General features: G+C 28.8%; 21 protein-coding genes. 19 read left to right on the top strand and 2 right to left on the bottom strand.

Features of this window, described 5'->3' with window-relative positions:
• Positions 1-5: 5 nt before the first annotated feature.
• Together LQE93_RS15190 and LQE93_RS15185 are read left to right on the top strand one after the other, a co-directional pair.
• Positions 6-1,145, top strand: a complete 1,140-nt coding sequence (locus LQE93_RS15190) for an ABC transporter permease (protein WP_231074302.1) — start codon at positions 6-8, stop codon at positions 1,143-1,145.
• Positions 1,138-2,244, top strand: a complete 1,107-nt coding sequence (locus LQE93_RS15185) for an ABC transporter permease (protein WP_231074300.1) — start codon at positions 1,138-1,140, stop codon at positions 2,242-2,244. Before LQE93_RS15190 ends, LQE93_RS15185 begins: the two co-directional genes overlap by 8 nt.
• Before the next feature lie 180 nt (positions 2,245-2,424).
• On the opposite strand, the gene LQE93_RS15180 is transcribed toward LQE93_RS15185, so the two are convergent.
• Positions 2,425-4,164 (bottom strand): ABC-F family ATP-binding cassette domain-containing protein, encoded by a 1,740-nt coding sequence (locus tag LQE93_RS15180; protein ID WP_231074298.1) that lies wholly within the window; start codon positions 4,162-4,164, stop codon positions 2,425-2,427.
• A gap of 217 nt (positions 4,165-4,381) precedes the next feature.
• Here LQE93_RS15180 and LQE93_RS15175 point away from each other — a divergent pair, with 217 nt between their 5' ends.
• Positions 4,382-5,035 carry an SIMPL domain-containing protein gene (locus LQE93_RS15175; RefSeq protein WP_231074296.1) on the top strand — a complete coding sequence of 218 codons (654 nt, stop codon included), beginning with the start codon at positions 4,382-4,384 and terminating at the stop codon, positions 5,033-5,035.
• 424 nt (positions 5,036-5,459) lie between these two features.
• Here the strand turns inward: LQE93_RS15175 and LQE93_RS15170 are convergent, their stop codons facing one another.
• Positions 5,460-5,699, bottom strand: coding sequence for a hypothetical protein (locus LQE93_RS15170; protein WP_186839104.1), 240 nt, complete (start codon positions 5,697-5,699; stop codon positions 5,460-5,462).
• Positions 5,700-6,097: 398 nt separating this feature from the next.
• Here LQE93_RS15170 and LQE93_RS15165 point away from each other — a divergent pair, with 398 nt between their 5' ends.
• The 16 genes from LQE93_RS15165 to LQE93_RS15090 all read left to right on the top strand — a co-directional run bounded on the left by LQE93_RS15165 (position 6,098) and on the right by LQE93_RS15090 (position 23,704).
• Positions 6,098-7,183: an HRDC domain-containing protein gene (locus tag LQE93_RS15165; protein ID WP_186839105.1), complete on the top strand. Its 1,086-nt coding sequence runs from the start codon at positions 6,098-6,100 to the stop codon at positions 7,181-7,183.
• A gap of 65 nt (positions 7,184-7,248) precedes the next feature.
• On the top strand, positions 7,249-7,905 hold the full coding sequence (locus tag LQE93_RS15160; RefSeq protein ID WP_331000433.1) for an SDR family NAD(P)-dependent oxidoreductase: 657 nt from the start codon (positions 7,249-7,251) through the stop codon (positions 7,903-7,905).
• A 23-nt stretch (positions 7,906-7,928) separates the two neighbouring features.
• Complete coding sequence (locus LQE93_RS15155) at positions 7,929-8,921, top strand: AraC family transcriptional regulator (protein ID WP_231074294.1); 993 nt, start codon at positions 7,929-7,931, stop codon at positions 8,919-8,921.
• A gap of 29 nt (positions 8,922-8,950) precedes the next feature.
• A complete protein-coding gene (locus LQE93_RS15150; RefSeq protein ID WP_231074292.1) occupies positions 8,951-9,424 on the top strand; it encodes a flavodoxin family protein in 474 nt (157 codons plus the stop codon).
• Positions 9,425-9,732: 308 nt separating this feature from the next.
• Entirely contained in the window at positions 9,733-12,906 is a 3,174-nt protein-coding gene (locus LQE93_RS15145) for a DEAD/DEAH box helicase (RefSeq protein WP_231074290.1), read from the top strand.
• Between the two features lie 301 nt (positions 12,907-13,207).
• Positions 13,208-13,861: a FusB/FusC family EF-G-binding protein gene (locus tag LQE93_RS15140; protein ID WP_231074289.1), complete on the top strand. Its 654-nt coding sequence runs from the start codon at positions 13,208-13,210 to the stop codon at positions 13,859-13,861.
• Between the two features lie 86 nt (positions 13,862-13,947).
• Complete coding sequence (locus LQE93_RS15135; protein ID WP_231074287.1) at positions 13,948-14,322, top strand: (deoxy)nucleoside triphosphate pyrophosphohydrolase; 375 nt, start codon at positions 13,948-13,950, stop codon at positions 14,320-14,322.
• A 117-nt stretch (positions 14,323-14,439) separates the two neighbouring features.
• Positions 14,440-14,790 carry a hypothetical protein gene (locus LQE93_RS15130; protein WP_231074285.1) on the top strand — a complete coding sequence of 117 codons (351 nt, stop codon included), beginning with the start codon at positions 14,440-14,442 and terminating at the stop codon, positions 14,788-14,790.
• Between the two features lie 269 nt (positions 14,791-15,059).
• Positions 15,060-16,886, top strand: coding sequence for a beta-glucoside-specific PTS transporter subunit IIABC (locus LQE93_RS15125; protein WP_055266226.1), 1,827 nt, complete (start codon positions 15,060-15,062; stop codon positions 16,884-16,886).
• An 11-nt stretch (positions 16,887-16,897) separates the two neighbouring features.
• Positions 16,898-17,422 carry a nitroreductase family protein gene (locus LQE93_RS15120; protein WP_186839110.1) on the top strand — a complete coding sequence of 175 codons (525 nt, stop codon included), beginning with the start codon at positions 16,898-16,900 and terminating at the stop codon, positions 17,420-17,422.
• Between the two features lie 122 nt (positions 17,423-17,544).
• Positions 17,545-18,294, top strand: a complete 750-nt coding sequence (locus LQE93_RS15115) for a MurR/RpiR family transcriptional regulator (RefSeq protein WP_231074284.1) — start codon at positions 17,545-17,547, stop codon at positions 18,292-18,294.
• An 89-nt stretch (positions 18,295-18,383) separates the two neighbouring features.
• The gene (locus LQE93_RS15110; RefSeq protein ID WP_231074282.1) at positions 18,384-18,695 is read left to right on the top strand and encodes a TIGR04076 family protein; all 312 of its coding nucleotides are present in this window, start codon (positions 18,384-18,386) and stop codon (positions 18,693-18,695) included.
• Positions 18,696-18,701: 6 nt separating this feature from the next.
• On the top strand, positions 18,702-19,358 hold the full coding sequence (locus LQE93_RS15105; RefSeq protein WP_186839113.1) for an NAD(P)-dependent oxidoreductase: 657 nt from the start codon (positions 18,702-18,704) through the stop codon (positions 19,356-19,358).
• Position 19,359: 1 nt separating this feature from the next.
• On the top strand, positions 19,360-20,784 hold the full coding sequence (locus LQE93_RS15100; protein ID WP_231074280.1) for a 6-phospho-beta-glucosidase: 1,425 nt from the start codon (positions 19,360-19,362) through the stop codon (positions 20,782-20,784).
• A 451-nt stretch (positions 20,785-21,235) separates the two neighbouring features.
• On the top strand, positions 21,236-21,571 hold the full coding sequence (locus LQE93_RS15095) for a hypothetical protein (RefSeq protein WP_055266212.1): 336 nt from the start codon (positions 21,236-21,238) through the stop codon (positions 21,569-21,571).
• 216 nt (positions 21,572-21,787) lie between these two features.
• Entirely contained in the window at positions 21,788-23,704 is a 1,917-nt protein-coding gene (locus LQE93_RS15090) for an OPT family oligopeptide transporter (RefSeq protein ID WP_231074279.1), read from the top strand.
• The last annotated feature ends 83 nt before the right edge of the window (positions 23,705-23,787 follow it).

Raw genomic sequence — 23,787 nt, 5'->3', positions numbered from 1 at the left:
AAAAAATGATATTGATTAGTTTAGTAATAAAGGAACTTTTATATTTCTTTAGGAGTAAATCTAATGTAGCAACAATGTTTATATTTCCAGCTGCTCTTATAATTATAATGGGTTTTTCATTAAACGGACTTATGAATGTGGACTTTAATATATTTGAAAACAAAAAAGTTTATTATAAAGTTAATAACTTAAGCAGCGGAAATGAATATTTACAAGTATTTAAAAGCTTTAAGGATACCTGTGAAGAAAGCATGAAAATAGAATTTGAAGAGTTATCAGACGACATATATGGAAAAAATCGCGTAAACAGCTATGAAGGATTAGCTCTTATATATATAAATGAAGATAAATATGATTTTTATAGAAATGAAAAAAAAGAAAGCAGGGCTCAGAAAATATTCAGGAGCGTTTTTGACCAGTATTTAGAAAGATATTCAGTAATTAATACAGTAGTAAGCGAAAATCCCAGGGTATTAAATGATATGAGTGAGGAAAAGAATATAGTAGTTGAAGAGGGGATATCTGCTTCAGGTATAAATTCATTTACTTATTATACTTTTGCAGAGCTTGTATTAATAATACTTTATATATCACAGATAACCAGCGTATCAGTCTATAATGAAGGCTTTGAAAATACATTTTTAAGATTAAAAGTATCTAAAGCTGGTGATTTCAGCATTATTTTATCAAAGATTATATTAGGAGTTATTGTTGGCATCCTTCAAGTTATTATAGTTTATTTTATCAGTACAGTTTTTTTAAAGATTGATTGGGGTATAAATCTTATGGCAACCATGGCAGTATTAACAGCTCTGATAGTTTTCAGCTCTATTTTAGGAATAACTGTAGGCTGTGTATTTAAGGATGCTAAGATAGCAGCCAGTGTCCTTAACACCTTATTAATAGTCTTTGGTTTTTTAGGAGGAGCTTATTTACCCATATCATTAATAAAGTCTAATGAAATAGCTAGTATGCTGTGCAAGATAGCGCCGTCATACTGGGCAAACATAGCGCTGTTAAGCTTAAGCTCAGGGATTCCTTCTAATTACCAGACTATATCGGTATTATTATCATTACAGCTGTCAGCAGTGTTATTAATAATATGCATTATCTGTAGTCTGAGGGCAGGTGAGAATAATGTTTAGAGTGATGTTAAATACATTTAAGCTACTACTAAAGAAGAAGAGCTTTATTGTTATGGGGGTAGTTGCACCTGCTGTTATTATAGTGTTCTTCAGCTTTGCTTTTGGGCAGGAAATGGATTATAAAGTAGGAATTATAGATAATGATAATAAGTATATTTCAAGGGAGCTAATAAAATCTATAAATGAAATAGAAGATATAGATGCAGTAGGAATAAGTAATGATAGTTATGAGTTGATGCTTGTTTCACACCAGATACAGATGGTAGTTATTATTGATGATGGCTTTTCTGATGATATATTAAATTTTAAGGCTGGGAAAGTTGTAATCAAGTCAATATCCAATAGTGATATTAAAGAAACACTGTTATCAATAATAAAAGCTAAAGTAAATAACCTGACTTTAATAGCAAAAGTAAGTGATGGCAGCATAGATAAGTTTATAGAAAATAATAAGGCATATACAAAGCACATGCTTAATTATGATTTAAATGAAGTTAATGAAAGCAGACCTTCAGTAAAAAATTCTATAGGAATAGTTATTATGATGATATTAATAAGCGGAGCTTCTATAGCAAATTTTTTAATTGAAGATGAGGAGCAGGATACAAAAAACAGGGTATTAGCAAGTGGTATAAGACCGTACAAATATTATATTGCACTGCTTGTAGTATTTTACCTTATGTCGTCTATGAGTAGTATTATATATTACGTATCCTGCAGGATATTAAACTTAGATTTTGGTATGGAAAATACGTATAATTTTTTAGTGGTTATGCTGCTGCTTAACTTAATAGCTATATCCTTAAATTTATTTATAGTAAGCTTTACAAGGAACAGGTATATTGCAGCTACTATCAATATTTTAGTAGTAATACCGACTTGCATGATATCAGGAGTATTCTGGGACTTTGATATTATGCCGGAGTACCTAAAAAAAATAGGAAGTTTTATGCCGCAGAGGTTAGTATATGAGGGGATAGAAAAATTACAGGTTTATGAAAGTATAAGTTATATATATGATTATATTTTTTATATGATAGTTATCTCGCTTATTTTATTTTCATTAAGTTTATTTATGTTCAGAATAAAAAGAGATTAATATAATACGGTTAATAATATTTATTACAGGTTAAGGGGCGGATAAATATAAAAGTTATGACTACGAAAAAAACGTATTATTAATAAATATGAAGTAAAAAATAAATTAAAGCTAAAGGCTATGGCAAGAGTTAATTAATGCCATAGCCTTCAGCTTATAATATTTAATTATTGGCCATTTTTATAGTAGTTTAATAATAGCTTCTAATTCTTCAGATAAATCTTTTGCAAGAATAAAATTATTATCTCTTAAAGCTAATTCTATTTTTGTTTCAAGCAATTTTTTCTTTTCTTCATTTTTTAAGTAGTGCTTATCAAAATGATTAACATAAATAATATCTTTAAACTGTTGTATGCTTATTTTTTTGATTTTTTTATTTTGAATAAGTAATACATAATCCATACAGTTAGTTATAGTATAGTAATCATGAGAAACCATTAAAATAGCACCTTTATATCTTTTTATAGCCTTTTCTAAAGCTAGTTGTGAATATGTATCTAAATGACTTGTAGGTTCATCAAGAAGCAATAAATCAGCTCCGACTTCAGAGATTTTAGCTAGCTGAAGTAGATTCTTTTCTCCACCAGATAAAGTTCCTATCTTTTGATTTAATACTTCTTCATCAAAATTATAACCCTCTAAATATTCTTTAATATCATCACGAGTTTTAAAACCAATATCAAAGAACTCATCATATATAGTATTAGAATAATTTAGTGTTTGACCTTGAAGTTGAGATAAATAACCTACTTTAATATCTTTATCTATTTCTATAGAATCATCATCGTTTTTAAATATTTTTTGGAAAAGCGTAGTTTTACCTGTACCATTTGAACCAACGATAGCTACTTTATCAGTAGATTTAATTTCAAAGTTAACATTTTCTAAAAGGACTTCATCAAAAGCAAGATTAAAATCATTAACTTTTAAAACAGTTTTTTCTTCTATTTCATTAGCTGTAACAAAAATTATATTAGGTTCTTTAATCTCTACAAATGGAGCTTTAATTCTACGTTCTTCTAGTCTTTCTTTAATTTTAACTCTAGCTCTTAAGGTTTTACCTCTAAACTGTTCAGCATTCTCAGTTGCTAACTCTCTTAATCTATCTATTAAAACTTCATTTCTTTCAATTTCTTCAGTATCAGCAGCAGCTAATTCTTGTAGTTCAATTTTGGTTTGAAGTAATGAGAAGTTATACTCGATATAGCCACCATCAAACTCTTGTAGTTCCATATTTTCAAGGTGAATAATTTTATTAAAACAATGATTTAATAGATATCTATTATGTGTGATAACTAATGTTGTTCCTTTGTGAGAATTAATTAGATTTTTAAGAGCATTTAAATTTTTAAAATCTAAAAATACATCAGGTTCATCCATAATAAGCAAGTCAGGACTATTAAGCATTGCCTTAATTACTTGAATAAGCTTAAACTCACCACCACTAAGTTCAGATATCATTAAATCTTTGTATTTAATTAATTCAATAAGATTTAGCTTTTTATCAATAATGTTTTCAAAATCATCACCATTAATTGCTTCAAATGCATCTAGAGCTTGTTGATATTTTTCAAGTAAAGTATCAATATCAGATGATGTTTCCATTTCAGTACAGATAGATGTTATTTCATTTTGTAATTTAAGAAAATCTTCTGCTAGATATTCAAAAACTGTGATTTCTTTTGTTTTATCTAATTCTTGGAATTGTCGTACATACCCAATTCTACAATTTGGTTCAATTTCTAATGAACCATCAAATAGATATTTTTCAGGGTCCATAATTATATCTATAAGAGTACTTTTTCCACTACCATTTGTACCTATAAAGGCACAATGTTGGCCATCTTCTAATGTAAATGAAATATTGTTATATAGATTTTTTTGTGGAAATGAGTAGGACAAATTATTAACTTTTATCATAGTAGTACCTCTTTTCATTAGTAAAAAAGAGCCTATAAAAATAAGCTCTTTAATATATTCTTTTATCAATTAAAATTTACATTTGATAAATATATTTTACTAAGTTTAATATTGATAGCTTAACATTTTTTTCGACTAAGTTCAATGATTTAGTATTAACTGAAAAAACTGTTATAATAAAATTAATAAATTTATTTTAATTGAGGGGATAGGAATTATGGAGAGGTTAATTACAGTTAAGGGTATTGGTAATATAAGTGTTACACCAGATTTGATAATTATTACTATGAATTTAGTATCACATAAATACAATTATGATGAAACTATGAAGCTTGCTACAGAGTCAGTAAATGAATTAGAAAAGGCCATAGAAGAAGTTGGTTTTAATAAAAAAGATTTAAAAACAACAAATTTTAATATCACAACAAGCTATAAGAGCTATTATGATGAAAATAATAATTATAAAAGTAAGTTTGATGGCTATAAGTGTGAGCAAGATTTAAAGCTGGAGTTTGATTTAGATATGGAAATTTTATCTAAGGTGATTACAGCAATAACAAAGTCAAAGGTAGAGCCTAGATTTAATATAAGATTCTCAGTAAAAGATAAAGATGAAATAAATAAAGAACTTCTTATTAAAGCAACTGAAAATGCAAGAAGTAAGGCTGAGGTTTTAACTAAAGCAGCTAGAGTCACACTTGGAAGACTAGTAAGCATAGATTATAATTGGAGTGAAATAAATATTTACTCTAACACAACATACGAAATAGAAAACAAAAGTTATGCTATTGCAGAAACATATGCACCAAGCATTGAGCCAGAGGATATAAAAATTAGCGATACAGTAGCTTTTGTTTGGGAGATAAAGTAGTAGAAGTAATATATTTATTACTATATAGGGTAATACTATTTTAGTAGTATCCTAATTGTATTACCTTAAAGGTACTAACAAAAAGGTAGTGCCTTTTTGTCATTACTTTTTGTCACTACCTTACATTTTGTTACTACCTTTTTGTCACTACCAATACTATTATTTTTGAATTTAAGAGTGATAAGAGGCTAAAAGAATGGTTAAATTGAAGTAAAATGGCTAATTTTAATAAAAAAATATATATTTTTTTAAAAGTCAAAGGAATTAATGATAATAATGTCGAATTATACTAAAGATTAAATTAAAAGGATATATATATAGTATTTAATAATTAAAAAAATTAGAAAGAATTTTAAAGTAATATAACAAAATGCACTTACGGCGGTTTAAGCTATAGGTGCATTTTTATATTGTTATATAGAATTTAATAGTTTATTCCAGCAGGTTTAATATTTTCTTTATCATTTTGAGAACATGGAGTAACTCCATATGTCATTTTACAATTTGGACATACATCTACAAATGTGCTCATTGTAAAATATTCACCACATGAGCATGTAATTGTATGTGGAGTATTTAATTTCATATCTGCCTTACCTTTTTCTCTAACTCTATCTACAATAGCCTTTCCATCTTTACTATGTGTACCGCATCCACAAGCCATAATAATATCCTCCTTAAACTTAAAATATAATATTCATTTTATATTAATTTACATATAAAAGTCTGTAACGATTGTTACAATACTCCAATAAAAAATTTAATAAACTTATGACTTTATTAAGATAGGGGTAAGTTAGTAGGAGTTACAGGAGAAATAAAAGTTAGATTTAAAATTAAGTACGCTTTAGGATTAGGCTGTAAGTGTAAAAAGTAAAAAAACGTATGCTAAAAAGCACGCTTTTTGTACACTTTTACGTACGATAATAATATTTTTCGTTTATAACAATAAAAAATGAATTTAAGAAGTTGTAAAGGGTAGAATTGGTAATGGTGATAAATATTACATTAAATACAAAATATGTTACAATATAAAATGAAAGAGTGGGAGGTAATTAAAGTATGGCAATATTTAAAAATTTATTAGGAATAAGAGAAATTAAATCACCTGTTTTTTATAAAGAATTCATAGATGAAAATAGACAATTAATTGATTTGATAGAATTAAGAGATAAGGTTAAATCTAATAAAAGAGAATACATTGAAAGAGACATAGCCTTTTTAAAGAATGGGGTACAAGGTGAAAAAAATGTTTATTTTGAACTTAAAAATTCATTTATTCCAATGATATGCTTACATGATGTAAGAATACAGGATAATGATTATGTATCACAGCTTGATTTTGTAGTAATTACAGCACAATTTATTATGATATTAGAAACGAAAAAGCTTAATGGCGATATATACATAAATGAATCCGGAGATTTCATTAGATACATAAAAAATAAAGATGGCAAAGTAATCAAAAAGGAAGGGATTTATAGCCCTATAACTCAAAATGATAGACACATAAGAATAGTAAAGAATATGCTTATAAAAAATGGGTTGATTAAAAAATTACCTGTAATATCTGGAGTGGTAATAGCTAATCCAAAGAGCATAGTTAATAAAACTAAAGCTCCGGCGAAAGTTAAGAATGAAATGTTTAGATACGATCAATTAATAGAGGTATTAAAAAAGAAGATTAATTATTATAGTAATGATTTTAATATGTTTGAAGATAAAATGAAGGATATTGGAGAGTTTTTCATAATAAACAATAAATCTATTAGCTATGACTATAATAAAAAGTATTCTTTAACTGAAGAAGATTTCATGGAACAAAATATTGAAAAAGAAATAGAAGAAAAAATTCTAGAAGAAATTTATGATGAAAAAGGTATCGATGAAGTAGAAACGCCTGTATTAGAGGAAGTAAAAGAAAAAGTTAAGTCATATGAAGAAGTGTTTAATGCATTAAAAGAATATAGATTAAATAAATCTAGGGAAGAAAAGGTTAAGCCATACTTTATATATAATAATGAGATGGTGGAAGAAATAATAAAACTAAAACCGGAAGCTAAAGAAGATCTTATTTCAATTAAAGGATTTGGACCAGTAAAGATAGAAAAGTACGGACAGGATATAGTTGATATAATTAGAGGATAATAAATTAGTATGGAGATATAAGATGATTTGCCTCCACCATAGAACCCACTAAAATCAATAAATGAATTAAAAAATATCTTGAGAATAAATACAATATAAAGGTAATGGTTATTGTAAAAGATTTATCATTAAGTAATGCAGCTCAGGAGATTTATGATGAAGTGAAAGCTGCTAATATAACAATAGATTACTTAATTAATAATGCTGGATTTGGTGGTAGAGGTGAGTTCCATGTACGTTCTATGGAGCAAGATATTCAAATGATTCAAGTAAATGTTATTACTCTTACAAGATTAACTAAATTGTTTTTACCTGATTTTGTTAAGCGTGGGGATGGTAGAATATTAAATGTTTCTTCTACGGCTGCAATTATGCCAGGTCCATTACAAGCGGTTTATTATGCTACAAAGGCATATGTAACTTCATTTAGTAATGCTGTATGGCAAGAAATTAAAGGTACTGGTGTAACTATTACTACATTAATGCCAGGTGCGATGGATACAGGTTTTGCTAAAGCATCAGATATGAGTAATACTCCCTTATTTTCAAAGACTGTTAGTCCAGTTGATGTTGCAAAAGATGGCTATGAAGGTATGTTAAAAGGAAAATTAAATGTAATTTCAGGAGTGTCGCTACTTCAAAGAATGTTTTTAGCATTGACTCCATTTACACCTAAAAAAATAATGATGAAACAAATTTATGAAATGCAGAAGGAAAAATAATAAAATAGAATGGAGTATCTTTTATGAATCGTTTTATTATTGATGGTAGGTATGGTTCACTTATTTCATCAGTAGGGTTGCCTTTACGTGAAATATTAATAAAATCAGGGTTGCCAGAGGATTTATTTAGTAGAAAGAATATAAGATTAACACAAGATGAATACTTTCGTTTTATGGAAAGCATTGGTGAAGTAATGCCTGATGAAAGTAAACTAATAAAAATTGCAACTGCAGAAGGTATTGAAACTTTTTCTCCACCTATTTTTGCAGCTTTTTGTAGCAAAAATGCTCAGACTTGCATAGAGCGTTTAGCACAGTATAAGAAGCTTATTGGGCCTATGATTTTTATTATAAGAAAAGAAGAAAAGAGCTTTACAGTAGAATTATCAACAGAAGAAAAGTATCATAAAATACCTTTATTTTTGGAAGTTTCAGAGTTTGTTTTTTTGATTAATTTAATTAGGATAGCAACTAAAGAGAATATAATTCCATTGAAAATAACATTGCAGAATTCAATTAATAATAAGGTGTTAGAAAAATATTTTGGGTGTAAGATTAATAAAGGGAATAAAAGTACTTTGACTTTATCACTTAATGATTCTCTTAAACCATTTGTTAGTGAGAATGAAGTAATGTGGGATTATTTTGAGCCGGAGCTTAAGCGAAGATTGTCTGAGTTAGAAGTAGAAGATTCTTTTGGAGCAAGAGTAAGGAGTTCACTAATAGAGTTATTGCCTATAGGTTGTAGTAATATTGAAGATGTAGCATTAAAACTTGGAATGAGTAAAAGAACTCTTCAACGGAAATTGACAGAAGAAAAAACAACATTTCAAAAGCAATTAAATCATACACGTGAATTATTAGCTAAGAACTATATAAAAAATACTGACATGATAAGTGATGATATTGCCTTTTTATTAGGATACCAAGATTTGAATTCATTCTTAAGGGCATTTCAAACTTGGACAGGTATGACTATTACTGAATATAAAAAATCTTTGCAGAAAAAAATTTAATGTGTATTTTAAGAAAGTAGGATGAAGATATGAAAAAGCTTGTAGTATATTATTCACATGATGGAAGTACAAAGTTTGTTGCAGAAACAATATCAAAAATAATAGAAGCAGATATTATGGAACTCATACCGGAAGAAAATATAAATATAACTGGGATAATGAAAATCTCCTGGGGGATACGTCAACTTTTTATACATCCGAAACCTAAATTGTTAAGGAATAATATAAATCCGTCTGATTATGATTTGATTGTAATAGGTACTCCAGTTTGGTCTTATACATTTTCGCCACCTATAAGAACTTTTTTTAATGAATATAAATTATCAGGAAAAAAAGTTGCTATCTTTTGTTGCCATGGAGGACAGAAAGGAAAAACAATAGAGAAAATGAAAGAATCTTTAAAGGGGAATGTAATTATTGGAGAAAATGATTTTTTAGAACCATTAAAATATAGAAGAGAAGAAAACTTGAAAAAAATTATAGGCTGGGCTAATAATATATGAAAGTAACAGGGCAATAATAACTTTTATTATGTTGTTATTTATAGCAATAGTTTAATAAATTCAATTCTTGGAGCTAAAATGTTATATTTTTTACAACTAAAGAATTGAACTCAATATAGAATGCAAAAAAGTTTATGAATAGATAATTGGTGGATTTTAAGAGGCATTATTTACTTCCACCAGACACATGTAAATAAAAGGTCATAGTATAATCTATGACTTTTTTTTACATATCAAATTAGACTATACGCTACATTCCTGATAAAATTTAATTAACTAATTATTTTAAGAAGAAAGAGGTGAAGTTATTGAAGCAAGGCTTATATGAACAAGTCATAAATCAAGAAATATTAGAACAATTAAATTCTTTAGATCAAGATAAATTTATTATAAATAGATCAGGTCTAGATAAAGAAGAAGCTAAGGCTATTCTTTCTCAATACATAGCTCAAGTTATAAGAAAATCTCTTAATTATATTAGAGATAAGGAAAAAGAGGATGGAGATAAGCTTTTAAAGCAGATAGAAGCTTGTAATGAGATAATTGACATATTAAGTAAGGTGTCAAATGAAGAAGATATTAAGAAATATAACATAGATGAAAATGGGGAGATGCTAACAGCTCTTTACTCTAGAGTTAATAATAAGAAGGCATTATCTGAGAAGAGTGTTGTTAGGCCTATAACTCCTTTATCTCAAAGTTCTCTTTTTACTGGAGCATCTTTAGAGCCTAATATGTTGAGTGAGCTAAATAAAGAGATATTGTCTTGTGATTCTATAGATCTTTTAGTTTCTTTTGTTAAGTGGAGTGGCATAAGGTGTATTATTGAAAGTCTTAGGGAGGCAACGGACAATGGTAAGAAGCTTAGGATAATAACTACATCTTATATGGGAGCTACTGATTTAAAGGCTATTCAGGAGTTAAGTGAATTACAGAATACAGAGATTAAAATATCTTATGATACAGATAGGACAAGACTTCATGCTAAGGCATATATGTTTAAAAGAGATACTGGTTTTACTACTGCTTATATAGGTTCCTCTAACATTTCTAATGCTGCATTAACTTCAGGATTAGAGTGGAATATTAAGATTACTGAGCAAGATTCCTTTGATATTATGAAGAAGTTTGAAGCTACCTTTGAAAGCTATTGGAATGATGCAGAGTTTGTATCTTATAGAGGAACAGATGATGATATAAGAAGACTTAAGATATCCTTAAAAAATGAGAGAATTGATGAAAGACAAAACGGAGAGTTTAATTTTCCTTTTGATATAAGACCATATTCTTATCAAAAGGAAATATTAGAAAAACTTCAAGTTGAAAGAAAAATACATAATAAGTATAGAAACTTAGTTATTGCAGCAACTGGTGTTGGAAAAACTGTAATTTCAGCTTTTGATTATAAGAATTTCTGCAAAGAAAATAGAGGAAAGTCTAATAAGTTATTGTTTGTAGCTCATCGCGAAGAGATATTAAAGCAAAGTATGGATACCTTTAGATGGATATTAAAAGATAATAATTTTGGTGAGCTGATGGTAGGTGGAAGAGCACCAGAAAGTTTGGAGTATTTATTCGTATCTATTCAAAGTTTAAATAGTAGAGATTTATGTGAAGTAACATCTAAAGATTACTACGATTTTATAATTGTAGATGAATTCCATCATGCTGCTGCACCATCTTATCAAAGGCTATTGAGTTATTATGAACCAAAAGTTTTATTAGGCTTAACTGCTACTCCAGAAAGAGGAGATGGTAAAGATGTATTTAATTATTTTGAAGATAGGATTTCTGCTGAGATAAGATTACCAGAAGCGATAGATAGAAAGCTTTTAAGTCCATTCCAATATTTTTGTGTTACAGATACAGTTGACTTAAGTAAGCTTAAATGGAGTAGAAAAGGTTATGAGATAAGAGAACTAGATAATCTTTATACTAATAACGATATTAGATCAAATATGATTATAACAAGTATAAATAAATATGTTACAGATATGAATTCTGTTATTGGATTAGGGTTCTGTGCTGGGGTTGAACATGCTATTTACATGGCTAATTATTTTAATAATAATGGTATTGCATCAATTGCTCTTCATGGTAAAAGTTCTGATGAAGAAAGAAATGATGCTAAGAGAAAGCTTGTAAATGGAGAAATAAAGTTCATATTTGTTGTAGACCTTTATAATGAAGGTGTAGATATTCCAGAAGTTAATACAATTCTTTTCTTAAGACCTACAGAAAGCTTAACTGTATTCTTACAGCAGTTAGGAAGAGGGCTTAGATTAAGTGAAAATAAAGAATGTCTAACAGTTTTAGACTTCGTAGGTCAAGCTCATAAGAATTATAACTTTGAAGAAAAGTTTAGGGCTCTTGTAGGAAGAACAAGTCATTCAATTAAGAATTATATAGAAAATGGATTTTTAACATTACCTAAAGGATGCTATGTTCAATTAGAAAAACAAGCTAAAGAATATATTTTAAGAAATATTAAATCAGCATCTAATACTAAGAATAATTTAATTAGTAAGTTAAAAACATTCCAAGGAGATACTGGCCTAGAATTAACGTTAGAAAATTTCTTAACATATAATCATCTATCTTTAATAGATTTCTATGGAAAATCAGGAGATAGAAGTTTTGCAAGATTATCTGTACTAGCTGGGGTAAGAGAAGAGTTTAATGATGTAGATGAAAATGAAATAACTAAAAAGCTAAAAAATATATTCTTTATTAACTCAAGAAGATTTATTGAATTTATTAGAAGAGTCATAAAAGAATATAATAATATTTCAGATGTAGACTTTAATGAGAAAGAGAGATTAATGCTAAATATGATGTATTATACTTTCTATAATAATGCTCCTGATAAAGAAGGATTGTTATCATTAAGAGAGGGGATTAATAAACTTCTTAATAATAAAGTTATGATGAATGAAGTATTTGAAATACTAACTTACAATTACAATCATATTGATTTTGTGGATAAAGAAGTAGATTTAGGGTTTACTTGTCCTTTAGATTTACATTGCGATTATTCAAGAGATACGATTATGGCTGCTCTTGGATACTTTAATGAAGATAAAAAGCCTGCTTTTAGAGAAGGTGTTAAGTATTTTGAAGATAAGAAATTAGATATATTTTTCATTACTTTAAATAAATCAGATAAAGACTTTTCTCCATCAACATTATATGAAGACTATGCTATCAATGAAAAGTTATTCCATTGGCAAAGTCAAAGTACTACATCAGTAGAAAGCATAACAGGACAAAGATATATAAAACATTTATCTAGAGGAAATAAGGTTGCTTTATTTGTAAGAGAGCATAAAAATAAAGATGGTATAACATCTCCGTATACTTATCTTGGAACTTGTGAGTATAGGAGCCATCAAGGAAGTAAACCAATAAGCTTTGTCTGGGAGCTTCATGAAGAAATTCCACCATCAATGATAAATAAGGCAAATAAAACGATAATAATATAATAGTATTAAAGATGAATATAAGTACTAGTATAAGAGAGCAAGTATTTATAAATAAGAAATAGGTGATATAATTATTTTATATATAGGAGGTGGTTAGCATGAAAGGATATAAGACTTTCAGATTTAAATCAGTTTGCTCCTTGCAAGGACTACAACAAAGTCAGCTATACTTTGTCTGGAGCTTAAATAACTAATTAATTAGCTGAAAATTTAAATTAAGATTTTGGAAAAAATATAAATGATTTTTTGTATTCTTTGCTTTGATTTTTTTAGTATTTTAAAGTTAAGGAGTAATAAAAGAATGAATGAGTTTATAAAGAAACAAGAATATAATTATATAAAAAGATGTATGGATGATTTAAATAGCGTACTTAGAAATTGTGTGGATAAAAATGTTGTTGATGCTGTAAGGATATGTTGCCAGGATAAGATTTTATCTCATTTTAATGATTTGTCAGATGAGCAAAAGAAAGTTCTTGATATTAGCAATATTACTGATCCATTACTTATTGAGCCTTATTTAAAAGAGCTTAATAAGTATGTATATGGTATGCCAAAGCTATCATCAGCAGAGGTTATTAAAGTTTTTAAGAAAGAAAAGAAACTAAAGTTACCTAACTTAAATATAGAAGAGTCTAAGCTTGTATACTTAGGCTGGATTGATGAATCAACAAGAAAGCTACTAATTACTTATAAGTTAGATGGGAAGCTATTTGGGATGGCTTGTAGACTGCCTAAAACAAGTAATAAGGGAAGTAATATATGTGCTTTATGTAATCACATCGGTTCAGAAAGTGAAGTTGCATTTGTATCTCCAATATGTAAACAGACTAGTGAAGATGATTATAAATCACTTGGATTTTATGTATGCTTAGATAGCAATGAATGTAATGAAAGAATAGAGTCAGTAGAAAAACTTGAAGAACTTATAAAGACTGTAAATAGAATTAAATAATTTGAGAGAAAGCATATCAGAAAATTTAGGCTGATATGCTTTTATTAGAGTAAGTATAAAAAATACAAAAGTAAGGTGGTAATAAGATGATTAAGGTAGTAGCAGCAATACTTCAAAATGATGATAAAATACTTATAGCAAAGAAGAAGGAAGGTAAACCACTTGCTGGCTTTTATGAATTTCCAGGTGGAAAGGTTGAAGAGGGGGAAAATCCTGAGGATAGCCTTGTTCGTGAACTTATGGAGGAGATGAGTATAAAGGTTACTGTTAAAGATTATGTTGGTAAGAGTATATATGATTATGGTAATGGGAAGGTTATTGAATTATTAGGTTATACTGCAGAAATAATTGAAGGCGACATTGTTCTTACTGACCATGATGAATATAGATGGGTAAGTTTAGAAGAAGTATGTAATTATAATATTGCACCTGCAGATATACCGTTAATAAGTAAGATATAAATTTTTATAAAATATAATGATAGATAAGTTAGAGGAATTTGTTCAGATTTAGCATCATTAGCTGATAGTAAAGTAGATGGGTATAAGGCACCAGAAAATGAGCAAACTGTACAAATTATGTCAGTTAATCCTGATGGAACACCAGGCATGACTACTATACATGCATGGAAGTATGAAATAAATGAAAATGGTAATGATACGGTTACAATTGAATTAACAGATGGGCAAAATGCTCAAAATTTAATTAAAGATGGAGCTAGAGGGTCAATTTTAGTTGATAATAATGGATTCCAATTAATACATCTTAAAACTATTAATGTAGAAACTCTTGAATATACTGACGAAAATTATGAAAATGGATTATTTAACTCAGCGTATACAGGTGCAGATAATAAATTATCTGAATATAACATTACTTTAGAAGTAATGGCAATTGAAAAAGCACCAACAATAATGTTTACACACTAATAATTATAAAAATTTAAGCAGAATTAATGTAAGCTATAAATTATTTGTAAAGTTGTATCTAAATTTACTTAGATACAACTTTTTTGATTAATTATATAAGACTTCATGTAAGTAATAAAAAGATATTAGAAAGAAATAGAGTTAAAATCACTAAGTTTCTAAAAAGGAAACTTTTATAAAAACGTATTCATAGCGTGATATATTTTAAGCATGGAAAATAGTTAAAGGTACTTAACACAAAAATATATCGTTAAAATTAGGAGGAAATTATGGGGAAATATGAAGGTTTAGTTAAAGACATAATTAAAAATGTCGGTGGAAAAGGAAATATAAATAGCTTATCACATTGCGTAACAAGATTAAGATTTGTATTAAATGATGAGTCAAAAGCAAATGATGATGTACTTAAAAATATGGATGGAGTTGTTACAGTAATAAAATCAGCTGGACAATATCAAGTAGTTATAGGTAACCATGTACCAGATGTTTATAAAGAGGTATGTGCTCAAGCAGGAATATCAGGAGGAGCACCATCACAAGATGGACCGAAGATTTCATTTAAAGATAAAATTTTTGATACAATAACAGGAATATTTATGCCATCAATAGCAGTAATGACTGCAGTAGGTATGCTTAAGGGATTCTTAGCTTTAGCAGTATTCTTAGGTTGGATGAGTGATACAACAGGCATTTATACATTAATATATAATATTTCGGATGCACTATTCTTATTTATGCCAGTAGTAATCGGATATACGTCAGCTAATAAATTTGGAATGGACCCTATGGTTGGTTTAGCAATTGGAGCAGCATTAATGTATCCAGGTTTACAAAATGTAGATTTAGATATTTTTGGACGTATTATTAATGTAAGTTATACGGGAACAGTATTACCAATTATCGTAACTAATATTGTTGCAGCGTTCTTATATAAAAAGTTAAACAAAGTAATACCAGATGTAGTAAAGACTTTCTTTACACCATTAATTGTTATTGTTATATGTGCACCATTAGGATTTTTAGCTATAGGACCAGCAGCTAACGCTATTGCAGACTGGCTATTAAACGTAATTATGAGTATTTATTCATTTAGTCCAATAGTTGCAGGTTTAGTACTAGGTGGATTATGGCAAGTAATGATAATGTTTGGAGTTCATACAATTTTCGCTATTACAGCAATTATTACATTAATGTCAGGTAACCCAACACCAATTTTTGCATTAATTTTTACAGTTTCATTTGCTCAAACAGCAACAGTATTTGCAATTTGGCTAAAGACAAAGAATAAAAAGTTAAAATCAATTGCATTACCAGCATGGATTTCAGGCATATTTGGTGTTACAGAACCAGCTATATACGGTGTAACATTACCAAGGGTTAAGCAATTCGTTATTTCTTGTATAGGTGGTGCTTTAGGGGGAGCTTATATAGGAGCAGTTGGAATATTACATTGGCAAATGGCTGGAATGGGGATATTCGCTATTCCAGGATTCATTCAAGTAGGTGGAGACACAGGAAGAATTTTAGTTCATGTAGGAATTTCTTTAGCAATATCTATGGGATTCTCATTTGTTGCTACAATGCTTACATTTAAAGATGAAAAAGTAAAAGAAGAAGTTATAGGAAAGAAAGAATTAAACGGTGAAGAAAATATTTCAGCACCAATTCAAGGAAAAGTTATTGCTTTAAGCAAGGTTGAAGATGAAGCATTTGCAGGTGGACTTTTAGGTAGTGGGGTAGCTATTATTCCAACAGTTGGTGAATTAAAGGCGCCTTTTGATGGAGAAATAACAACATTATTCCCAACATTACATGCTATTGGAATAACAGGTGATAATGGAATAGAAATGTTAATTCACATAGGATTTGATACAGTTAAGTTAAATGGAAAGCCATTTACTGCAAAAGTTAAACAAGGCGATCATGTTAAAAAAGGGGATTTATTAGTAACATTTGATATAGAAGAAATTAAAGCAGCAGGTTGTGGAATTACAACACCAATTATTATAACTAACACAGCAAATTATTTAGATGTAGTACCAAAGGATATTGAAGAAGCTAAGTTTGGTGACAACATCATTACAGTATTAAATTAAGTGGAGGACATATGGAATTAATAGATATTATGTCTAAGAGATACTCTTGCCGTTCATTTAGTGATAAAAAAATATCTAGAGAAGATTTAGAGCTAATTTTAAAAAGTGGATATTTAGCACCTGTAGGTAAAGGGCAGTATGACCAACTTTTGATTACAGTTATTGAAAATAAAGATTTACTAAATGAATTTGATAAGGTAGGTTCTACTTTCTTTGGTGGAGAAATTAAACATCCAACATATTCTGCTAATACAATTTTATTAGTAAGTGCAAAGAAATGTGAAAATGAATTAGTTCATTACTGTAATGCCAGCTGTATTATAGAAAATATGATTTTAATGGCTACGAATTTAAGAATTCAAAGTGTATATCTTTTAGGAGCTATCGAAGCAGTAAAAAATGATCTGGAATTTTGTAAAAAGCTTGGGTTAGCAGATGAATATTTTCCAGTTGCAGCTATGGCATTAGGGTATGATTCTTCAGGGATAAAGGATATAGCAAAAAGTAATAAAATAAAAACAAGCTACCACTTATAAACTTTAAATAAAATATCTATAAGAATAAAGTGTCAATCGTCAGTAAGATTGGCACTTTGTTTTTATAAGTAAACTTTTCATGCATTATGATATAATCATTAATGATGTGGGGAATTATGTTAATGAATAAAATTAATAATATATTAAATACAACTTATACTAATGACACTTATCATTCTATATGTAAATATATAAAAGATAATATTTTAGAAATTCAGAATATGTCTATAGATGAAATAGCTGAAGGGTGCTTTGTTTCTAAATCAATGATTAGTAAGTTTACAAAAAAGTTAGGATATGAAACCTTTAAGGATTTTAAATATGATTGTGAAATTCATTGTGATTTAATAAAATATATGCCAACTACAGAGTATAAATCAAACAATTTAAGAGAAAATGTAATTAAAACCATGGATTTAATTACTAATGCTTTTAGAAATGCAGCTAATAAAATAGATTATGAAGCATTGGATAGTTTAATTGAAGATATAGAGAAATGTTCTTGTGTTGTAGCAGTAGGGCATGGTGCTTCGAAGAATGTATGTGAAAGTCTTCAGTTTTATTTGGATTATATGAATAAACCTGTAATGATTGCTGATACTGACTTTACTCGTGAGGCGTTAGTTGAAGAAAAGGCTATAATACTACTAATAAGTGCTAATGGAAATATATTTAAGCATGATAGAAGATTGATTAATAAAATAAATAGCTTAAAGCAGAAGAAATGGCTTCTTACTTGTAATAGTAATATAGATACAAATACAATAGATAATATTGTTGTAATACCATCAAAGGATAAAGCTATAAATGATATGTTAACTATGTTTATGGTAAAAGTTATTGCAAATAGATTAAAGCATATAAAGAAGTAAAGTTCACGATTTGTGAACTTTACTTCTTTTATTGTATTTCTAGGGTATAGTTTAATTAAGAAATGATATTAAAAGTTTTGGGAGGTATTATGAGAAAAGTAAAAATAAAAGTATTAAAAGCTACATGTAATAAAGAATTAGCAAAACAATATGGACATGATGATAACTATACTTCTTGCCCAGTATTAAAAGAGGGACAAGAATTTTATACAACAGGTATATTTGGTAATGATATTCCAGCAGGCTTTTGTCATATGGCTTGGCAAGCACTAGTGATGCCAGTAAATGTATTAATTGGTGGTGGAAAGGTTTTAGGATTTGATGATGTACATATAGCTTGTTGTACAGATGGATTAAGACCAGTTATTTTTGAATTAAGTGCTGTTGAGGAAGAGAGGTAGAAAAATATGAAATTAGTAGTGATAGGTGCTAATGGGAATTTAGGAAGCAGAGTAGTAAAGCAGGCTTTAAATAGAGGGCATGAAGTAAAGTCAATTGCATATATGAGCAATGGAAACTGTGAAGGAACTGAGGTTGTAGATAAGAATTTATTTGAAATGACTCAAGAGGATTTAGGTGAAGCTGAGGTTATTATAAGTGCTTTTGGTGGTGGATTTAAGGCAGATCCAGTAATAAATAAGGAAGCTTATGAAAAATACATTGAATTATTAGATGGAACTAATAAAAAGATAATTGCAATTGCAGGTGCAGGAAGTCTTTATACTGATTCAACTCACAGTATGAGAGAATACGAAGTACCAGGATATTCAGCAACCTTAGCTGGTATATCAAGAAATATTAGATTAGGTGTAGATAAGATAAAAGAAAGAACTGACTTAAATTGGACAGCGGTTTGTCCTTCAAGAAAGTTTGATTTAGAAGGTCCACATACTAATAACTACATTGTAGGAACTGATGAAGAAATTATCTACAACGAAGATGGAAATAGTTATGTAACTTATGAAGATTTAGCAACAGCTATGTTAGATATAGCAGAAAAAGATTTATATAATAGACAAGTTGTAACTATTGCTACAGTTACAGTGAAAGAGGAGGAAGCTTAAGATGGGATTTCCAAGTGATTTTTTATGGGGTGGAGCTACTGCAGCTAACCAATGTGAAGGAGCATATGATTTAGATGGAAGAGGTTTAGCAAATGTTGATGTACAGCCTCATGGAAGAGAACGTTTCTTAGTATCAAAAGGTGATAGACATATGTTAGAACTTGAAGAAGGATATTACTATCCAGCTTTAGAAGCTATCGATTTTTATCATAATTATAAGGAAGATATAAAACTATTTGCTGAAATGGGATTTAAAGTTTTTAGAATGTCCATTGGATGGTCAAGAATTTTTCCGAATGGTGATGAAACTGAACCTAATGAATTAGGGTTACAATTTTATGAAAATGTATTCAAAGAATGTAAGAAATATAATATAGAGCCATTAGTTACAATTACGCATTTTGATTGTCCTATCCATTTAACAAAAGTTTATGGGGGATGGAGAAGTAGGAAGATGGTTACTTTCTATGAAAGATTAGTAACTGTATTATTTAATCGTTATAAAGGATTAGTAAAATATTGGCTTACATTTAATGAAATAAATATGTTATTACATTTACCTTTTACAGGAGCAGGTATTTTATTAGAGGAAGGTGAAAATAAGGACCAATTACTATTTACAGCAGCTCATCATCAATTAGTTGCAAGTGCTTTAGCAACTAAGATAGCTCATGAAGTTGATCCAGATATGAAAATAGGTTGTATGTTAGCAGCTGGAAATACTTATCCTAATACACCAAATCCAAATGATATATGGAAATCTATGAATAAGGATAGAGAAAACTATTTCTTTATAGATGTTCAAGCAAGAGGATATTATCCAAGATATGCATTAAAGGAAATGGAAAGAAAAGGTGTAGTTCTACCACTTGAAGAGGGGGATTTACAACTTCTTAAAGAAAATACAGTAGATTTTGTATCATTTAGTTATTATTCTTCAAGACTTACTAGTGCTGATCCTGAAGTTAATAAATATACAGAAGGAAATGTATTCCCAACATTAAGAAATCCTTATTTAAAAGCAAGTGAATGGGGATGGCAAATTGACCCACTAGGATTAAGAATAAATTTAAATAGTATTTATGACCGTTATCAAAAGCCAATGTTCATTGTAGAAAATGGATTAGGTGCTAAAGATGAATTAGTAGATGGCACTGTTTATGATGATTATAGAATTGAATATTTAAGAGAGCACATTAAGGCTATGAAGGATGCCATTGATATAGATGGTGTTGAGTTAATGGGATACACAGCTTGGGGATGTATAGATTTAATTAGTGCATCAACTGGTGAGATGTCAAAGCGTTATGGATTTATTTATGTTGATAGAGATGATTTAGGAAATGGAACATTAAAGCGTTATAAAAAGAAAAGTTTTAATTGGTACAAAAAAGTTATAGAAAGTAATGGAGAAGATTTAATATAGTTTACTTAATAAGCCTAAGTGTTAGTATAGCTAATACTTGGGCTTAATCTATTTTAGTAATAGATTATGGGTTTATTATTATCATAGATTTAAAGGGCTTTATAGATAAATTTAAAGGGATTATATGAAGATTTTCAAATTAAGAAATAATATGTAAATTTTGTATGCTATATTATAAATAAGTATAATATGAAAAAATTATATTTAAAAATTATAGGTGGGGATGAAAATAAATGAGTAAGAAAATTGCACATGATGTAACAGATACTGTAGATAATGATGGGATTGCCAAGGCGTTTAAAAGATATTTTAATATTTAGTTAGTTCTTTATAGTATTAGATTTACTTATACTTTTGGATATGGATTAAGTTATTAGAGTGTGAATAATACAATTCAATATTTCATATCGATGTTATATAGAGTTAAGTTCTATATAGTATGGAGGTAAATATGGGGTTATTAAATTTAGGATTGATTTTAGGTAGTGGTATAGCAGTTATAGGTGGAGTAGATTATTTAAAAAGGAAATTGCTAATAGTATTTAGAAGATGGGACAAACTAGGATTAGATAAATATAGAATAAAGCGTTACTATAAAGATGGTAATGCAATAGTTATACTTGTAGAAGTGGCTATTGGGGGAAGTGTTAGTGATTTAAAAAACTATACTGGAAAAATAGAAAAGGCCTATGGATGCAAGTGTGAAATTCAGGATATAGAATATAGTAAATACATTACAGTAATATTAAACTATGAAGAATCATTAGAAAGTATAAAAATGTATTAAGGGCGATTATATAATCGCCCTTTTAATATTTTTATATAAAAAATATTAAGTTTAATGAGATGTTTTTTGAATTCATAATTAGTTTAACTACCTTTCAAAAATAAATTCATTATAAAATAAATTTTTTTACAAATACTAAATAATGTGTAGAAAAATGTAGCATTATATCTAAAAACTATTTTAGTGAATTTAAGACAGTAAAGGAAAGGGATTATTATGAAAAACAAGTTACCTAAAGAGGCTTACGGTGGAGTACATGGAAAAGATTATGTTCCATTTGTAACTGATAAGTCTAAAAAAGGAGTAAACGTGGCAGTAATGATAATTGGAGTTGTCTTAGCTGCCGTATTTGCAGCATCTACAGCTTATTCTGGTATGAAATCAGGATTAACAGTTGCTGCAGGAATTCCAGGAGCTATAATTGGTTCAATGCTTGTAGGAGTCTTTGCTAAAAAGAAAGGAATCCTTGGAAAAAATATTATTCAAGGTATGTCTAGTGGTGGAGAATCTATAGCAAGTGGGATGATTTATGTATTACCAGCAGTTATATTAATAGGAAGTAATGTTAGCTTCTTAGAAGGAGTAAGTGTAAGCGTTGCAGGAGCTTTATTTGGAATAGGAGCTACTTCATTAGTTTATAATTACTTAATTGTAGAAGAACATGGTCAGCTTATGTACCCTGAATCTTTAGCTATTTCAGAGACACTTGTTGCTTCAGAAACAGGTGGAGATGCAATAAAGTTTATGGGAATAGGTTTTGGAATAAGCGGAATTATAAATGTTTTAACTAGTTCTTTCTTAAATGTAGTTAATAATACAATGACTTTCTTAGGAAGTAAATTTTATAAATGGAAGTTCTCAACAGAAGTAAATCCTCTTTTATTAGGAATTGGATTTATAGTTGGCTTAGAAGTATCTTTAACTATGTTTGCAGGATCAATACTAGCTAACTTTGGTGTTGCTCCTTTAATTGGATACTTTAGTGATATGGCATCAGAAGGAATGACTTCATGGAATGATACAACTGTTGCTATTAATCAGATGGATGTTAATGCAATTTCAGGAGGATATGTTAAATACATTGGTGCAGGTATGATGCTTTGTGGTGGAATTATCGGAGCAATTAAACTTATACCAACTATAGTTGTATCATTAAAAGAAACTTTAAAAGCTAAATCTAATTCTGGTGGAGAAAAAAACTCTGGTGAGATGATAATACTTTTAGTAGGAATTGCTCTAGCTTTTGTAGCAGGTTTCTTTATTTCTGGAAGTATTACTATGGCTATAGTAGCTGCTCTCGTATCTCTTATATTAGCTTTGCTATTTGTAATAGTTTCTGGAAGATTGGCTGGAACTATAGGTACATCTAATCTTCCTGTATCAGGCATGACAATAGCAGCTTTAGTTATATTAACTTTAGTTTTTGTAATAATGGGTTGGAAAGGTCAATCTGATAATAAGTCACTACTTTTATTTGCAGAGTTTATGGTAGTTGCTATATCAGTAGCAGGTGGATATAGCCAATCACAAAAAGTAAGTTACATAATAGGTGGAAGCAGAAAAGAAATGAGAAATTACTTTGCATTAGCTAGTATAGTAGGAGTAGTTGTAGTTACAGGAACAATTTTAGTTCTTGCTGATCAATTAAGAATTACAGGGGCTGATGCACCTTTTGCACTTCCTCAAGCTAACTTAATGTCTACTTTAACTTCAGGTATTATGTCAGGAAATTTACCTTGGCCAATGATTTTAGTAGGAATAGTAATAGCTTTATTCTTATTTATGTTAAATCTTCCTATAATGACTATAGCAATAGGTTTCTATTTACCTATATCAACAACATCAATAATTTTAGTAGGAGCTTTAATACGTTTATTTATAGAAAAAATGAGTAAGAGTGAAAAAGAGAAAGAAGTTAAGGTTTCTAACGGTATTAGCCTTTCATCAGGACTTGTTGCCGGTGGATCTATAATAGGATTATTAGGAATAATATTACAAGTAACAGGAATTGTTAAACCAAGAGTTCCAAGTGGATTTTTAGGTGGAAATATGATGGCTATAATACTATTAATCATATTAGTTATAGCGACTACAATACCGATTATGACATCGAAAGTTAAAAATAACGAATAATAGAAAGAAAGTGCGAAGCACTTTAGTGAAAAGTTTCACTGCGTCAAAAGGGAAAAAGTCACTGACATGACAGTGAAAATATT

Source organism: Clostridium sp. NSJ-145, from assembly GCF_021044725.1.
Taxonomy (GTDB): Bacteria; Bacillota; Clostridia; order Clostridiales; family Clostridiaceae; genus Clostridium; species Clostridium disporicum_B.
This window is presented reverse-complemented; position numbering and strand designations above follow the sequence as displayed.

Coding starts and splice junctions, on each gene's coding strand:
- LQE93_RS15125 (WP_055266226.1), top strand. CDS start 15,060: ATGGGGAAATATGAAGGTTTAGTTAAAGACATAATTAAAAATGTCGGT.
- LQE93_RS15095 (WP_055266212.1), top strand. CDS start 21,236: ATGGGGTTATTAAATTTAGGATTGATTTTAGGTAGTGGTATAGCAGTT.
- LQE93_RS15115 (WP_231074284.1), top strand. CDS start 17,545: ATGAATAAAATTAATAATATATTAAATACAACTTATACTAATGACACT.
- LQE93_RS15165 (WP_186839105.1), top strand. CDS start 6,098: ATGGCAATATTTAAAAATTTATTAGGAATAAGAGAAATTAAATCACCT.
- LQE93_RS15120 (WP_186839110.1), top strand. CDS start 16,898: ATGGAATTAATAGATATTATGTCTAAGAGATACTCTTGCCGTTCATTT.
- LQE93_RS15090 (WP_231074279.1), top strand. CDS start 21,788: ATGAAAAACAAGTTACCTAAAGAGGCTTACGGTGGAGTACATGGAAAA.
- LQE93_RS15110 (WP_231074282.1), top strand. CDS start 18,384: ATGAGAAAAGTAAAAATAAAAGTATTAAAAGCTACATGTAATAAAGAA.
- LQE93_RS15105 (WP_186839113.1), top strand. CDS start 18,702: ATGAAATTAGTAGTGATAGGTGCTAATGGGAATTTAGGAAGCAGAGTA.
- LQE93_RS15175 (WP_231074296.1), top strand. CDS start 4,382: ATGGAGAGGTTAATTACAGTTAAGGGTATTGGTAATATAAGTGTTACA.
- LQE93_RS15170 (WP_186839104.1), bottom strand. CDS start 5,699: ATGGCTTGTGGATGCGGTACACATAGTAAAGATGGAAAGGCTATTGTA.
- LQE93_RS15140 (WP_231074289.1), top strand. CDS start 13,208: ATGAATGAGTTTATAAAGAAACAAGAATATAATTATATAAAAAGATGT.
- LQE93_RS15150 (WP_231074292.1), top strand. CDS start 8,951: ATGAAAAAGCTTGTAGTATATTATTCACATGATGGAAGTACAAAGTTT.
- LQE93_RS15155 (WP_231074294.1), top strand. CDS start 7,929: ATGAATCGTTTTATTATTGATGGTAGGTATGGTTCACTTATTTCATCA.
- LQE93_RS15135 (WP_231074287.1), top strand. CDS start 13,948: ATGATTAAGGTAGTAGCAGCAATACTTCAAAATGATGATAAAATACTT.
- LQE93_RS15185 (WP_231074300.1), top strand. CDS start 1,138: ATGTTTAGAGTGATGTTAAATACATTTAAGCTACTACTAAAGAAGAAG.
- LQE93_RS15180 (WP_231074298.1), bottom strand. CDS start 4,164: ATGATAAAAGTTAATAATTTGTCCTACTCATTTCCACAAAAAAATCTA.
- LQE93_RS15130 (WP_231074285.1), top strand. CDS start 14,440: ATGTCAGTTAATCCTGATGGAACACCAGGCATGACTACTATACATGCA.
- LQE93_RS15190 (WP_231074302.1), top strand. CDS start 6: ATGATATTGATTAGTTTAGTAATAAAGGAACTTTTATATTTCTTTAGG.
- LQE93_RS15100 (WP_231074280.1), top strand. CDS start 19,360: ATGGGATTTCCAAGTGATTTTTTATGGGGTGGAGCTACTGCAGCTAAC.